The 14,347-nt window shown below is 69.4% G+C and carries 12 protein-coding genes; 3 read left to right on the top strand and 9 right to left on the bottom strand.

Annotated features, from left to right (window positions below):
- Positions 1-11: 11 nt before the first annotated feature.
- The 4 genes from pepN to MMSR116_RS21340 form a co-directional block, all read right to left on the bottom strand.
- Positions 12-2,633: an aminopeptidase N gene (gene pepN, locus MMSR116_RS21325; protein WP_010687293.1), complete on the bottom strand. Its 2,622-nt coding sequence runs from the start codon at positions 2,631-2,633 to the stop codon at positions 12-14.
- Positions 2,634-2,719: 86 nt separating this feature from the next.
- A complete protein-coding gene (locus MMSR116_RS21330; protein ID WP_010687292.1) occupies positions 2,720-3,904 on the bottom strand; it encodes an MFS transporter in 1,185 nt (394 codons plus the stop codon).
- Between the two features lie 73 nt (positions 3,905-3,977).
- Positions 3,978-4,418, bottom strand: coding sequence for an arsenate reductase (glutaredoxin) (arsC, locus tag MMSR116_RS21335; RefSeq protein ID WP_010687291.1), 441 nt, complete (start codon positions 4,416-4,418; stop codon positions 3,978-3,980).
- Positions 4,419-4,537: 119 nt separating this feature from the next.
- Positions 4,538-5,092: a phospholipase A2 family protein gene (locus MMSR116_RS21340; RefSeq protein WP_010687290.1), complete on the bottom strand. Its 555-nt coding sequence runs from the start codon at positions 5,090-5,092 to the stop codon at positions 4,538-4,540.
- Between the two features lie 237 nt (positions 5,093-5,329).
- Between MMSR116_RS21340 and MMSR116_RS21345 the strand changes: the two genes are divergently transcribed.
- Complete coding sequence (locus MMSR116_RS21345) at positions 5,330-5,581, top strand: hypothetical protein (protein ID WP_010687289.1); 252 nt, start codon at positions 5,330-5,332, stop codon at positions 5,579-5,581.
- Positions 5,582-6,113: 532 nt separating this feature from the next.
- On the opposite strand, the gene MMSR116_RS21350 is transcribed toward MMSR116_RS21345, so the two are convergent.
- A complete protein-coding gene (locus MMSR116_RS21350; RefSeq protein WP_348529323.1) occupies positions 6,114-7,274 on the bottom strand; it encodes an L-dopachrome tautomerase-related protein in 1,161 nt (386 codons plus the stop codon).
- A gap of 132 nt (positions 7,275-7,406) precedes the next feature.
- Positions 7,407-8,537 (bottom strand): epoxide hydrolase family protein, encoded by a 1,131-nt coding sequence (locus MMSR116_RS21355; RefSeq protein ID WP_010687287.1) that lies wholly within the window; start codon positions 8,535-8,537, stop codon positions 7,407-7,409.
- 521 nt (positions 8,538-9,058) lie between these two features.
- Here MMSR116_RS21355 and MMSR116_RS21360 point away from each other — a divergent pair.
- On the top strand, positions 9,059-9,385 hold the full coding sequence (locus MMSR116_RS21360; protein ID WP_010687286.1) for a hypothetical protein: 327 nt from the start codon (positions 9,059-9,061) through the stop codon (positions 9,383-9,385).
- 208 nt (positions 9,386-9,593) lie between these two features.
- Here the strand turns inward: MMSR116_RS21360 and MMSR116_RS21365 are convergent, their stop codons facing one another.
- From MMSR116_RS21365 to MMSR116_RS21375, 3 genes are read right to left on the bottom strand one after another with little or no spacing between them, the layout of a single operon-like run.
- On the bottom strand, positions 9,594-10,742 hold the full coding sequence (locus MMSR116_RS21365) for an adenylate/guanylate cyclase domain-containing protein (protein WP_010687285.1): 1,149 nt from the start codon (positions 10,740-10,742) through the stop codon (positions 9,594-9,596).
- Positions 10,743-10,757: 15 nt separating this feature from the next.
- Positions 10,758-11,126 carry a response regulator gene (locus tag MMSR116_RS21370; RefSeq protein WP_010687284.1) on the bottom strand — a complete coding sequence of 123 codons (369 nt, stop codon included), beginning with the start codon at positions 11,124-11,126 and terminating at the stop codon, positions 10,758-10,760.
- The gene (locus MMSR116_RS21375; RefSeq protein WP_010687283.1) at positions 11,123-13,429 is read right to left on the bottom strand and encodes a sensor histidine kinase; all 2,307 of its coding nucleotides are present in this window, start codon (positions 13,427-13,429) and stop codon (positions 11,123-11,125) included. The genes MMSR116_RS21370 and MMSR116_RS21375 overlap by 4 nt, the downstream gene beginning before the upstream one ends.
- A gap of 187 nt (positions 13,430-13,616) precedes the next feature.
- Between MMSR116_RS21375 and MMSR116_RS21380 the strand changes: the two genes are divergently transcribed.
- Entirely contained in the window at positions 13,617-14,300 is a 684-nt protein-coding gene (locus MMSR116_RS21380; RefSeq protein ID WP_010687282.1) for a Crp/Fnr family transcriptional regulator, read from the top strand.
- The last annotated feature ends 47 nt before the right edge of the window (positions 14,301-14,347 follow it).

Below are 14,347 nucleotides of genomic sequence, written 5' to 3' on the forward strand. Positions count from 1 at the left end.
AGTTCATGTGCTTAGCCGTCTCCGAGGGTGCGGGCGAGGATGTCGGCCGTGTCCCGTGAGAGCCCCGGGATCGCCTTGATCCAATTAAGGATTTCAGCGGCCTTGGCGCCCCGCGATTTTTCCAGGCGGCGCCAGGATCCGAAGGCGGTGAGCAGGCGTGCGGCAACCTGTGGGTTCGTCGAATCGAGGGCCGCAACCGTCTCGGCCACGCGCCGAAATCCCGTGCCGTCGCGGCGCGCGAACTGCGTCGGGTTGCCGAAGGCGAAGCTCCCGACGAGGGCTCGGACCCGATTCGGGTTGGTCATCGTGAAGGCCGGATGGGCCTGGAGCCGGGTGATTCGCTCCAGGGTGCCGGGCTCGGGGATCTGAGCCTGGATGGCAAACCACTTGTCGAGGACCAGGGGCTCGTCGGCGTAGCGCGCGGCGAAATCCGCCAGCGCCGTCTCCCGCGCCTCGCCCGGGATCAGCGCGAGGGTGCCGAGGGCGGCCAGGCGATCGGTCATGTTGGTGGCGCCGCGCAGGCGCTCGCCGGCCCGCTCAGCCCCGGCCTCGGGATCGCCCGCGGCGATAAGGTCGAGGGCTGCGTTGCGCAGAGAGCGGCGGCCCGCCGAGGCCGCATCGGGGCTGTAGGATGCGCCGGCAACGGGTGCGAGCGCCGCGTCGAGCCGTTCGAGCCGCGACCGGAGGACCCGGCCCAGATGCGCCCGCAGCGCGAGCCGGGCCTCGTGGATCGCGTCGGGATCGACGCCGCTCGGCACGGCGTCGGCGGCCTCGCCCTCGCTCGGCAGGGCCAGGACCAGGGCCGCGAAGGCCGGGTCGGCCAGGGCCTCGGCGTCGAGGAACCGGCCGAGGGCCTGCGCGAAGGCCTCGGCCCGCTCGGCATCGGGATCGAGGATCAGCCGCAGGGCCACGTCCTGCGCCGCCTGCCAGCGGTTGAACGGGTCGCTGTCATGGGCGAGCAGGCGCACGCGCTGCGCGTCGGTCAGCGCGAGGTCGAGCCGCACCGGGGCCGAGAAGTCCCGGAGGACCGAAGGGACGGGCTCCTCGGTGACCGACCGAAAGACGAGTTCCGCCTCGGGCCGGTCCAGCACGTAGACGCCGTCCTGCAGATCCGGGCAGGTGGCTCCGGTGAGCGGGCCCGCCGCGCCGACGAGCCCGAGCGCCACCGGGATCACCAGGGGCGGCCCCTGCCGCCCGGCTTCCTCGGGGAGGCTCTGGGCCAGCCGGAGCGTGTAGCGGGACGCCTGCGGATCGTAGGCGCCGGCGACGGCGAGGCGGGGCGTGCCGGGGCGCTCGTACCAGCGGGCGAAGGCCTCGAGATCGCGGCCGGTGACGGCCGAGAAGGCGGAGAGGAAGTCCTCCACCGTGGCGGCCCGGCCGTCATTGTCGGCGAAGTAGCGGTCCATGCCGGCGCGGAAGGCCTCGGCGCCGATCAGCGTGCGCAGCATCCGGACGATCTCGGCGCCCTTGTCGTAGACGGTCGCCGTGTAGAAGTTGTTGATCTCCGCGTAGGCCCGCGGCCGCACCGGGTGGCGCAGCGGCCCGGCATCCTCCGGGAACTGGCGCGCTCGCAGGGAGCGCACCTCGGCGATCCGGTGCACCGGCCGGGAGCGCATGTCCGAGGAGAATTCCTGGTCGCGGAAGACCGTGAGACCCTCCTTCAGGCAGAGCTGGAACCAGTCCCGGCAGGTGACGCGGTTGCCCGACCAGTTGTGGAAGTACTCGTGGGCGATGATCGCCTCGATGGCGGCGTAATCGCCGTCGGTGGCGGTCTCGGGGCTGGCCAGGACGTACTTGTCGTTGAAGATGTTGAGGCCCTTGTTCTCCATGGCGCCCATGTTGAAGTCGGACACCGCCACGACGTTGAACACGTCGAGATCGTAGGCGCGCCCGAAGGCGGTCTCGTCCCAGGCCATGGAGCGGATCACGGCGTCGAGGGCGTATCCCGCGCGGTCCTCCTTGCCGGGCTCCACGTAGACCGCGCAGGTGACCGGGCGTCCCTCGGCCGTGGTGAACGCCGTCTCGACCTTGCCGAGCCGGCCGCCGACCAGGGCGAAGAGGTAGGCGGGCTTCGGGTGCGGATCGTGCCAGACCGCGAAGTGCCGGCCGGACCCGGCATCCCCGGCCTGGACCGGATTGCCGTTGCCGAGCAGCACCGGCGCTTCCGCCCGGTCCGCCTCGATGCGGGTGGTGTAGACGGCCATGACGTCGGGCCGGTCGAGGAAATAGGTGATGCGGCGGAAGCCGTCGGCCTCGCACTGGGTGCAGTAGACCCCGCTGGAGCGGTAGAGGCCCATCAGCTTGGTATTGGCCGTGGGATCGACCTCGGTGACGAGGCGCAGGGTGAATGGCCCTCCGGGCGGCGCGCTGAGACTCAGCCCGGCGGGCGACACGGTGTAGGCGCTCTCGGCCAGCGGTGCACCATCGAGGGCGATCGAGACCAGCCGCAGATCGTCGCCGTCGAGGTTGAGCGGCGCTCCGGCGACTCCCGCCGGGTTCGGGCGCAGCGCCAGCGTCGCGTCGATGCGGGTGGCATGCGGGTCGAGGCGGATGTCGAGTTCGACGCGGTCGATCAGGTAATCGCTCGGCCGGTATTCCTCCAGGCGGATCAGCGGCGGCGTCTCGGTGCGCATGCGGGCCTCTCTCCGGGTGCGGGTCGGGCCCGTTCTGGTCCTTCGGGCGACGCGGTGCAACGCGCTTGGCGCCGCCCTAACGCCTCTCAGCCGGCCGGGCGGCGCCCCTTCTGCCACCACAGGCCGCCGATCAGGCCGAGGTTCACCAGGGCGAGTGCGGCCAGCATGGCCCACAGGGCGTCCGCGCCCAGGCGGGTGAGCAGGACCGCACCGATCGGAGGCGCCAGGGCCTGCGCCACGAGCCCGGGCCGGGCCAGCCGGCCGATCAGCCCGGCATACTGGTCCGGGCCGAACAGGGCGAGGGGCACGGTGCCCCGGGCGATCGAGTAGATGCCGTTGCCGGCCCCGTAGAGGATCAGGCCGAGGGCGACATCGGGCACGTGGGCCGCCAGGAGCAGCAGGCCGAGCCCGACGAGGACGAAGGCGGCCGTCAGGGTCCAGAGAGGGTGATACCGTCCCCTGCCGGCGATCTCGACGAGACGTGCGCCCACCTGGGTCGGGCCGATCAGGCCGCCATAGGCCACCCCGGCCGCGAGGGGGATCCCGCGGGCCTGGAGCAGTGTCAGCAGGTGGACCGACACCAGCGCCATGGTGGCGCCGCCGAGCACCAGCACGCCCATCATCAGCAGAAGGGCCCGGCGCTGCCAGGGCGCCAGGGGCTCCGCGGCGCGCGCCCGGCCGTCGCCCGAGGTCGCCACGGGCCGCGCCGACGGGATGAGGCGAAGAACGAGCGGGAGCGACACGGCGAGGTGGAGGCCGGCATAGGCGAGGCATGTCCCCCGCCACCCGACATGCGCGACGAGAAAGGCGGAGAGCGGCCAGCACACCGTGCTGGCGAAGCCGCCCACCAGGGTCAGCTGCGTGATCGCGGACCGGGCATCGGCCCCGTAGAGCCGGCCCAGGGTCGCGTAGGCGGGGTCATAGAGGCCGCAGCTCATGCCGACGCCGAGGATGACCCAGCCGGCCAGGAACACCGGTAGAACCGGGGCGAGCGCCAGAACCACGAGCCCCACGGCCAGCAACAGGGCCGCGAACGCCAGGACGGGCCGGCCGCCGCGCCGCTGGATCACGGCCCCGACCCGCGGCGACGCGACGGCGGCGACCAGCAACCCGAAGGACAGGCCGCCCACGATCCAGGCGAGCGGCCAGCCGGTCTCGCGGGCGATCGGCTCGGCCAGGACGGCCGGGAGGTAATAGGTCGAGCCCCAGGCCAGGATCTGCACCACGCCGAGCGCGGCGATCACAGGCCAGCGACGGGATGGAAGGACCATGGGTTCGGCGGCTCTCACGGCGGGTCGGCCCTCTGCCGAGCCGGCGCATCGGCGCGACAGCCCTGCGGGCGGGCTACGCCGTGGCGACGCGCCGGCCCTCCGCGTCGATCACCGGCTCGCCATCCTCCTTGACGAACGCGCCCTGCTGGGGCGGCAGCAGGTCCAGGACGGCCTCGGACGGCCGGCACAGCCGCACGCCCCGTGGGCTCACCACGAGGGGGCGGTTCAGCAGGATCGGATGCGCGTCGATCGCGTCGAGAAGCTGGTCGTCGGTCAGGGTCGGATCGCCGAGGCCCAGCTCCGTGAAGGGTGTACCCGTCTCGCGCAGTGCCGCGCGCAAGGCCAGACCGGCGCGGTCCAGAAGCTGCTTGAGCAGCGCCCGGGCTGGCGGAGTCTTCAGGTACTCGATCACGTGCGGTTCGATGCCGGCGTTGCGGATCATCGCAAGGGTGTTCCGCGAGGTGCCGCAGGCCGGATTGTGGTAGATCACCACGTCGAAAGCGCCATCAGGCATGGTCGACCCTGTGTGCCGGCCTCACGTCGTCCACCACGATAGCTGGTGCCGGCGCGCAGATCGACTCCGGCAATGCGCCGTCGTGACAGACGCGCGGGCTCCGGCCGGACGTGATCCGCTCAAGGCGTGTGGCACGCCATCGCGGCGGCTGCCTCGACGACGCTGAGCGCCCTGCGCCTGACTTCCAGGGCGGCGTCCGGCCCGTCAGCCACCGCCGATGCCTCCCGCCGCAGGGTCGCGTTGCAGGCACAGGACTCGTAGCCCGCCGCGTCGTAACACGCGTCGTGCCGCATGCACGCGGCGTCCAGCGCGTCGGTCGGCGGCAGGCCCTCACCGCGCTGACCCTTGCCGCAGTAATTGCCGTGGAACAGTTCCTGCCCGGCGATAACCCGGCCGAGGTCGCCCTTGGGCGGCGTCGGATCCTCGGCGCGCCCCCCGGGATTGAGATCGTTGGCCGGGCCGCCCGCCCTGGATCCCGATCCGCGCAGCGCCCTGGGGATGCCAGAGCGCTCGCCGGGCTCGTTCAGCGCCTCACCGGCGCGGCCGTTGGGGTCCGAGAGTTCGGGCAGGGGCGGCGGCGGCCCCGGCCTGGGTTCATCGGCCTCAAGGGTGGTGGCAGGTACATCTGCGCCGGGTGTCTGGGCCAGACCAAGCGACGGTCCGGCCACGAGCATCAGCCCGACCACAAGGAAAAACGGTGCGCGCAAAAGGGCCTCCGGGCTGCGGCGCTCAACTCGAAGCTTGGCTTATTCGTTCCGGAACAAGCGTGGGCTGTGCGCGACAGAGACGCCGATCCCCGCACGACCGATCCATGACAGGCGATTACGACCCTGCGAGCAGAAAGCGCATGCAACCGTTTTCGTCTCATCCGGCTTTGGTCTCGGGCCGAACCCCTTGTCTTGGAGCACCTCATGCCGACCCGCGTTCTGATCTCCCTCGCACTTCTGGCGACCGTCACCGGCCCTGTGCTGGCGGCACCCATGAGCGCCGACGACAAGGCCACCCTCCAGCAGCAATGTTCGGGTGACTTCACGACCTTCTGCGGCGACCTGCCGCCAGAGGACGGCCCCGAGACGCAGGCGTGCTTCGAGAAGAACATGGCGAAGCTGTCGCCCGGGTGCCAATCCGCCATTCAGAGCTTCAAGCAGGGCAAGAAGGGCTGAACGTCCACCACCGGAGGCGCAGACGGAGGCCTTCGCCTTCCTATTCGCAGCGCGGTGCCGGATGCGCGGGTCGCCCATGACGCAGGGGGGCGGTTCGCGCGACGGATGTCTCCGTGCCCGTCGCGGTCTGCAGGATCCGGAGGCCCCTGGCGCTCAGGAACCACAGGCCGACATCCGCACGCCCTGGCCGCCGGGGCCGGACGAGGCCCCGCTCCAGCAGCGATCGCACCGTCCGCATCTCCCAGGGCGCGAGGGACAGGAGCGATCCCTCCCGATCCAGCCGACGCAGCATCGCCTGCTGTCCCGGCGTCAGGGCGCGCCATTCACGTGTGAGCTCGTCATACGCCATCACAGATTGGAACTAATCTAATCTTTGATACGGGCGCAAGCCGGAGAATGCCTCGCTCACCGTGCGAGCGGCGTCGAACCCGCACACGAATGCGAGAGGCCCGTCGCGGATGCCGGGCGCCGATCAACCGCGGCAAGCGCGTGGGCTATGGTCGGCAAATGGCCGCCGGATTGTCGCCCGTCCTCACCGTACCGTGCCGGGTTCCGTGGAGCCCGTGACCTCGCTCGAGCCCGACTTGATGGCCCAGAGCTCCGTGGGAAGGCTGATCGGCGCGCCGGGCTTGTAATCGGCCGAGTCCTGGATGTGCGACGTCGTCACGTAGATCGTGCCGTCCGGCCCCTCGCTGAACGTATCCGGCCACCGCAGTTGCGGGTCCTGCACCAGCGTGGTGAGGCCACTCCCCTTGCGGGACAGGTCACGGACCTTCACGGCATTGTCCTGCGGCGAGGTCACGTACATCCGGCCGTCCTTGCGTGCGATCAGCAGGCCATCGGCGGGGCCGTTCTCGCCGACCGTAGCGATCTTCGACTCCAGTGTCCTGTCGCTCAGCATCTCGGGCACGAACGCGGCGGTGGCCCAACCCGTCAGCGCGTCCGTCGGCAGGCTGTAGAGCGTCTTGCCCTTGATGGCCTGCCAGTACAGCGTCTTTCCGTCGGGCGAGAGGGCGATGCCATCGGCCGAGAATTCGACGCCGCGGCCGTCCGGGCGGCGCAGCGGCTCACCGTCGTACTGCACGGTGACGCTCTTGTCCGGCATGGTCGAGGCATGGCCGGACAGGACGCGCTTGGCGGATCCGCCGTCGAGATCCACCACGATCAGCGCGCCCTCGGCGCCGGAATCGGTCAGGTAGGCGGTCTTGCCGTCAGGCGAGATCCGCACGTCGTTGATGTACGAGGCCTGCAGCACGGTGCTGGTGTCGAACGGGATCGTCTTCACGACCTGATTGGTCTTCAGGTCGATGCCGACGAGCTTCGGGCCGTCCTTGACCACGTGCGCCATGGCGGGCGCGGCGGCGTCGACCACCCAGAGACGGTCCTGACCGTCGGCCACGACGCTCTGCACGCAGACGAAATGGGTCTTCGGGTCGACCGCGTCCGCCTTGGCGTTGCGCCAGCTGTTCCATCCCTCGTCCGGATACGGGACGGGCTTGCCGTCCTTCAGCTCGGCTACGGAGACGGGGGCGTCCTCGCTCCAGCGGGGGAAGTTGACGAACATGCGCCCGTCGCGGCTCACGGTGACGCCCGTGACCTGATGGGCAAAGCCCGCCACCTTGGTGAGTGTCCCGGACGCAGGCTTCGGGTCCTGAGCCGCGGCGGGGCCCGCCAACACGGCGACACCGGACATCAACGATGCGGCCAGCCCGACGCGAACGCCAACAGCAAACATCATAGCGCGCACTCCAATACGACGATGAGGGGATCCCACGGGCAACCCGCCAGGAGGTGGCGAGGTCCGGGATGCGGCGGGATGACTCCGTCAGCCGCGACCCCATTCCCGAAGGTCCCGGACGAACAGATCCTGGGCCTCCATGGCGGCGAAGTGGCCGCCGCGGGGCATCGTCTGCCAGCGCGAGACCGCGTAGCCGCGCTCCAGCCATTCCCGCGGCGGCGCGGGCATGCGCGGATCGGGATAGGCCGCGAAGGCCGTCGGCACCGTGACGCGCCGCCCCGGCGGCATCCGGCGCGCGCCTTCCTGCTGCGCGCCTGCATAGATCCACGTCGACGTCGCGAAGGCGTCGGTCAGGATGTAGAGCAAGGCGTTGGTCAGGAGCCGGTCCTTCGAGAACACCTCCGCGAAAGGCCGCTCCCGCAGATCCGCCCAGTCGTGGAATCGCTCGACCAGCCAAGCCAGCTGCGCCACCGGCTCCTCCGCCATGGCGTAGCCCAGCGAGAGCGGCCTCGTGCCCTGAAGCTGCGCGTAGGCCCCGAGGGCCTGCTGACAGGCCTGGGCTTCCCTTTGCCAAGCCCGTTCGGCCGCGCTCTCCGGCTCGGCATCCGGCTGAACCAGCAGGTAGTTGAGGTGGATCGCCTCCAGCGAGGCCGCATGATCGAGGCCCAGCCAGGCCGCCACCCCGGAGCCCCAGTCGCCGCCCTGCACCCGGTAGCGCGGATAGCCCAAGCCTTCGCGCATCAGATTGTCGAACAGGCGCGCGGTCGTGCGCGGCCCGATCGGCGCGGCGGGCTTGCCCGAGAAGCCGAAGCCCGGCAGCGCCGGAATCACCAGATCGAACGCGTCCTCCGATCGCCCGCCGTGGCGCGAGGGGAAGGCCAGCGGCTCGATCACCGACCAGAACTCGTAGATCGAGCCCGGCCAGCCGTGGATCAGCAGCAGCGGCCGCCTGCCTTCCGCCTCGCCGACGACGTGAACGACGTGGAGGTCGAGATCCTCGATGCGGATCAGCCTCTGCGGAAAGCGGTTGAGTTCGGCCGCCGCTTTCGCCTCGTCGAAGCCGTCGAGCCAGTGGGCGCACAGGTCGGCGAGGAAGGCCGGATCGCAGCCGTAGCGCCAGCCGGCCTCCGCCGGCAGGTGCGGCATGCGGTGCGCTCGCACGCGCTCCCTGACCCGGGCGAGCCTCGTCGCGTCCCAGGCGACCGTGAATGTCCGCATTGAAGCCTCCGCGCTGGTCCCGAATTGAAATGGACGCCGCTCGGCCTCATGGCTCGGGACGCCGAACTGCTTCAACGCGGGTCGAGCGGATCAGCGGCACCCGATCGCTTCACGACTCAGGTGCCAGACCCGCCCACCTTCCGCGCCACGCGGCTGTAGCTGCGGGATGGATCGATCGACCTGACCCGCGCCGGAAGCAGCGGCGGATCGTCGACTGGCCGGCAATTAATCCCCCTAGGGAGCGACAGCCGGTACGGGGTCGATTCAAGTACCCAATGGATCCGCGCATGGAAGGCGAAGGGGTGGCGCGCATGCGGGGGCGAGGTCAATGGACGGCCAGCCCCGGTGAGGTGATCGGACGCTGGTCGCCGGGCGCGCTCCCGGACTTCGGCAGGTCCGGGCATGCCGGGTCTGGCCCCGCCTCGCCGGCTCGCAACGATCGTTACCGTCTTCGGTGAGGACGATCACAGAACGCCTGCTCGACATCTGCGCTCATGTGCAAAACATGGAGAGCCAAGCAGATGTTTTACGTCGTCCGAAACCTATCTCTCGGTGCCCGGCAGATCGCCGGCATCCTCCTGATCCTGATGGTGGGCTGGGCCTGGATCTGCGTGCTCGACCAGCCGGCGCTCGCTGAGACGCCGGGCTACATGGCCGGTGCACTGGCCTGTCCTCCACGTGTCGAGGGGCCCGACTGTACCCGCGAGACGGCGCTCGACGTGATCGTTCAGCCGGTCGCGCTGATCACCGAATGCCCGATGGTCGGCACGGTGCTGGCCACGCATCTGAGCTTGCCACCGGGCAGCACGCACAAGACCTTCTGCGAGCGACGGAGGAACGGCATATGAGCCAGCAGACCATCACTCTCCTCGATCCCGTCTCCGGTGAGGTGAAGACCATCATCATCGGACGGTGAGGCCAAGCCGGTGCTCGACTCCGACGAGCATCGTCCGCGAGTGCCCGAGGCATCGGGGCACACGGCCCCGGACTTCCTGCTGGAAGCTCACCGGGTCCTTGGTTGTCAGACGAACGACTGACCGCGCTGCCGGGCCCGGGTCAGGTGCCCGTCCGATCCTCCGACATGGCCACAAGCTCGAAGGCTGCAACCTCGCGCAGGAAGCCCTTGAGTGGCAGATTGCCGAGCGGGCGCGCTTGAACGACCGTCTGGACAGCGCTGAAGACCGACCGGCTCACTACGATCTGTCCCGCCTGGGCCACGTCGCAGAGCCGGGATGCCAGATTGGTGACGCTTCCGAGGGCCCCGTACTCGAACCGCCCCTCGAAACCGATCTGTCCGAGGGTCGCGTAGCCTCGTGCGAGTCCCAGCCCGAACCCGATCGAATGGCCGCGCGCTTCCCATCGCCGCGACAGGCTACCGACGCGTTCGCGGAGGTCGAAAGCCATGCGCACGGCGCGCTCGGTATGGTCCGGGCACGGATACGGATCGTTGAAGTAGGTCATGATGCCGTCGCCGGCGAAGTGCTCCAAAGTCCCTTCATAGTGAAATACGGCTTGGCCGACGGTCTCGTGATACTCGCGAAGAACGGCAACCACCTCTTCCGGCGCGGCCGTATCCGTGAAGGCCGTGAAGCCGCGCAGGTCGCAGAAAACCACCGTGATCTCGCGCCTGTGCGGCTCCAACAGCGAGTGGTCGTCGCGGTCGGCGGCGACGAGATCGGCGATCTGGGGCGAGAGGAACCGCCGCAATCGGCCGATCCGCTGGAGCTCGGCGGCCTTGACGGCGACCTGGCATTCGAGATCACGGTTTGACTGGGCAAGTGCCGCCTTCTGATCCGCGAGCTCGCGCGCCTGCGCCCGCACGGTGTCGGTCAGCGCCTTGAGCCGCAGCATCGAGCGCACCCGCGCCATCAGAGCGGCATGCTCGTAGGGTTTCGTCAGATACTCATCCGCCCCGGCATCGAGCCCCTCGACGACGTCACGCGTCTCCACCCGCGCGGTGAGCAGCACGACGGGGACGTAGCGCAGCACCTCATCCGTCTTGAGGCGGCGCAGAACTTCCAATCCGCTGAGACGCGGCATCATCACGTCGAGAAGGATCAAGTCCGGCGGCTTGGCAGCCGCCCGTGCCAGGGCGGCCTCGCCGTCCGGTGCGAGCCCGACCTCGTAGCCCTGAGCCTCCAGGCGGACGCGCAGGATCTCCAGGTTCTCAGGACTGTCGTCGACGACCAGGATATGCGCCGGCACGGCCTCCGCTCCGCCTCAGACGTCGACGAGCATCTGGCGAACGAGGCTCAGGACCTTGCGCGGGCTGAACGGCTTGGCGACGTAGCCGTCGCAGCCCGCGGCGAGGGCCCGGTCCTCGTCGCCCGAGAGCGCATAGGAGGTCACGGCAACGACCGGGATGTGACGCGTCGCGGGATCCGCCTTCAGGCACCGCGCGGCCTCGTATCCATCCATCACCGGAAGCTGGATATCCATCAGGATGAGGTCGGGCAGCTCGGCCTGCGCCACTTCGACCCCTCGCCGCCCATCCGGAGCCTCGACGATGCCATAGCCCGCGGCCGAGAGGAGGTCGCGCAGAATGCGACGATTATCCTCCGTATCCTCGACGATCAGTATTCGCTTCATGAAGCCTTCTTTCTCTCGACCGGTGTACGGATCGGAAGGGTCACTTGGAACACCGCACCCTGACCCGCCTCCGACCGCACTTCGATCCGGCCGCCATGGAGGAGAACGAGCTGGCGGGTGATCGACAGGCCCAGTCCGGTGCCACCCTGCTGGCGCGTGCTCGAGCTGTCGACCTGCTGGAATTCGTCGAAGATCCGTGCCTGATCGGCGGGCGCAATCCCGGGACCGGTATCGGACACCGTCATGACGAAGGTGTCGTCGACGACGCGGGCAGCCACCTCCACGGAGCCAGCCTGCGTGAACTTGATGGCGTTGCCCACGAGATTCATGAGCACTTGTGTGAGCCGCCGCTCATCGCCCTGTCCGATCGGCAGTGCCGGCGGGACGTCGACCGTCAGGGCGAGGCCCTTGGCCTGGGCCAGCGAGGAAGCCGCCACCGTGACGGATTCGATCAACGCGCCCAGTGCGTAATCCTGGACATCGAGCGTGAGCAGGCCGGCCTCGATCTTCGTGAAGTCGAGAACGTCGTTGATCAGGCTCAACAGGTGGCGGCCGTTGATCTGAATCCGCTCCAGCGCCTCGCTGGCCTTCTCGCTGAGCGGACCGTACAGCCCGTCGGCCAGAAGCTCCGAATAGCCCAGCACGGCATTCAGCGGCGTGCGGAGCTCGTGGCTCATGTTGGCGAAGAACTGTGTCTTGTGGAGGTCGGCGGCGGCGAGCTGTCGGCCCTTCTCGTCGACTTCTTGGAAGAGACGCGCGTTGCGGATCGCGAGGGCAGCCTGATGCGCGAAGGTGTGCAGGACATGCTCGGAACTGCCCAGGGGCGCGGCGGCGTCTCGGGCGAGCAGGAGGAGGAAACCGAGGCGGCCGTCGCTGTCGGCGAGATTGATGAGCGTGGCGGCCTGAAATCCCTCCGCGACGCCCGTGAGAAGCCCGCTGATCGTGGTCAGATCGCGGACCGAGATCACTTCAGCCGCGGCGTCACCGGCCCTCGCCAGGGCGTTGGCCGGGAGTATGTCGCTGACCGCGCTGGGTGGAAGACCATGGTCGCCCACACGGCGGAACGTCTCGCCCGGCGCCTCGACCAAGTAGACGGCGCTCGCGTCCGAACCCGCCAGGGTTGCTGCCCGCGCGGCGATCGCCCGCACGACATCATCGATCTGCAGTGAGGCGACGATGGCGCGCCCGGTTTCCTCGAGGGCCCGCAGTTCGCTGACGGAGCGGGCGAGATCCCGGGTCTGCCTCTGAATCTCGCTCTCGAGCCGCGCATACGACGTCGAGAGTGCGTCGGCCATGTCGTTGAAGCGCGTGGCCAAGGCCTCGAACTCGTCGCCTGTGCGCACGGCGATGCGATGCTCGAACCGGTTGGCCGCGAAGTGCTCGGCCCCGGCATGGAGCGCGCGGATCGGCACCAGCATGCGGCGGGCCAGCAGGAGACTGGCGCAGATCGCCACGACGAGGCCGAACGCGAGAAGCCAGACGAGACGGATGAGCAGATCGCGAACCGGCGCGAGCGCCTCGCTCACGGGCTGCGCGACGATGAGCGAGGCGGGCAGCGCAGCGAGGGGATATTGCGTGGCCACGACCGGCTGTCCCGCGGCATCGGAGGCGTAGGTCACCGAACCGGGTGTCGGCAGGGTCAGGCGATCGCCCGTCGTGTGTGGGCTCTTGTTGGAGCGGGCGATGCTGACCCCGTCCGGCGTGACGAGGTCGGCGTAGAGTCCGACGCCAGCGGTCGAGGACGGGAGGCTCTCCGTAAGGGCGGTCAGCCGGACGCGGGCCAGAGTGGCGCCCGTCCCCGCGCCCGGATGCGGCAGGAGAAGGTTCGCGTAGATCTGATCCCCGACGACCTGCAGGTTCTGAAATCCCTTGTGCGTCGGGACCGGCCCGAGATCAGCCGATATCAGGGGATCGGTGCTGTCCGGCCGGCGGGCTCGGACACGCTCGCGGCCCTCGCCATCGAAGAAGGCGAGCGTCAGGACGATCGGCGTCTGATCGAGGAGCGCCGCGTAGTCCTCGCGGTGCTGGGCGAGGCTCTGTGCGCTCGCCCGGGTCACCCAGCCCACCTGCCGCTCGATCTCCGCCAGCGTGTCCTCGACGGTCGCGGTCGCGCTGGCCGCGAAGGTGGCTTGGCTGTGGGCGACCCGCTCGACCGTTTCCCGGTACAAAAACCACGTCTCGACGGCCGCATTGATTGTGAGGACCAGGGCGACGAGACTCACGAGCGTCAGGACGTATTTGCGGAATAGGCTGCCTCGCCAAGTCAAGCTCGGCGCCGACGAGAGTGCGCCCTCCGTCCGCATCGGCAGACTCCACAATACCGGGCTGGCAGGGACGGCTCGTCCCCACAATAGGTGACGTGAATCGCCGTTGAATGCTCTATAAACAGCATGGTCGAACGGGGAACATTGGGCAACTGAAAACAAGCCGTTGCACGATCACCTGCGTTCGCGTGAGAATCCGATTCTCTCATGGTCTCGGGGTGCCGTGATGTCGAAAGGCTCCAGTTTCGGTCCGCTCCTGCGCGTGAACCCGCTGTTCGCGGACCTCGGCCCGGAGGCGATCGACTGTCTCGCTGAAATGGCGACGACGCGGATACTGCGGTCCGGCGAAGTGCTCTTCCAAGTCGGCGATCCCGGCGACACGCTCTACGGCATCCGGCGCGGGGAAATTCGAATCGAGACCGGGACCGAGGCCGGGCGACGCATCGTGCTGAACAGCCTCGGAGCCGGCGATCTGTTCGGTGAGATCGCGCTCCTTGACGGCCGCGAGCGCACGGCCGATGCGGTGGCCGCCGTGGCGAGCGAAGTCTTCGTCCTGCGACGTTCCGATCTTCTCGCCTACCTCAGGCGCGAGCCCGACGTGGCCATCCGGTTGATCGGCCTGCTCTGCAGCCGGATCCGCTACATCGCCGGTCAGATGAACGAACTGGCGACGCTGTCGCTGGGAGCCCGGCTCGCCCGCCGGCTGACGGTGCTGGCCGAGGATTTCGGCAACGAGATCCAGATCTCGCAGGAGCAGCTCGGCGCGTTCGTGGGCGGCACGCGCGAGAGCGTGAACCGCCAATTGCAGGTCTGGCGCCGCGCCGGCTACATCGATCTGCGCCGGGGCTGCGTCGTCCTCCTCGATGCCAAGGCGCTCACCCGGATGGCGCAGGAGCCGTCCTGCGCGTGACCCGACGGCGGGCCGGGCCGGGCCGGGCCAGACCGGGCCCGAAGGGG

Source organism: Methylobacterium mesophilicum SR1.6/6, assembly GCF_000364445.2.
Classification (GTDB): domain Bacteria; phylum Pseudomonadota; class Alphaproteobacteria; order Rhizobiales; family Beijerinckiaceae; genus Methylobacterium; species Methylobacterium mesophilicum_A.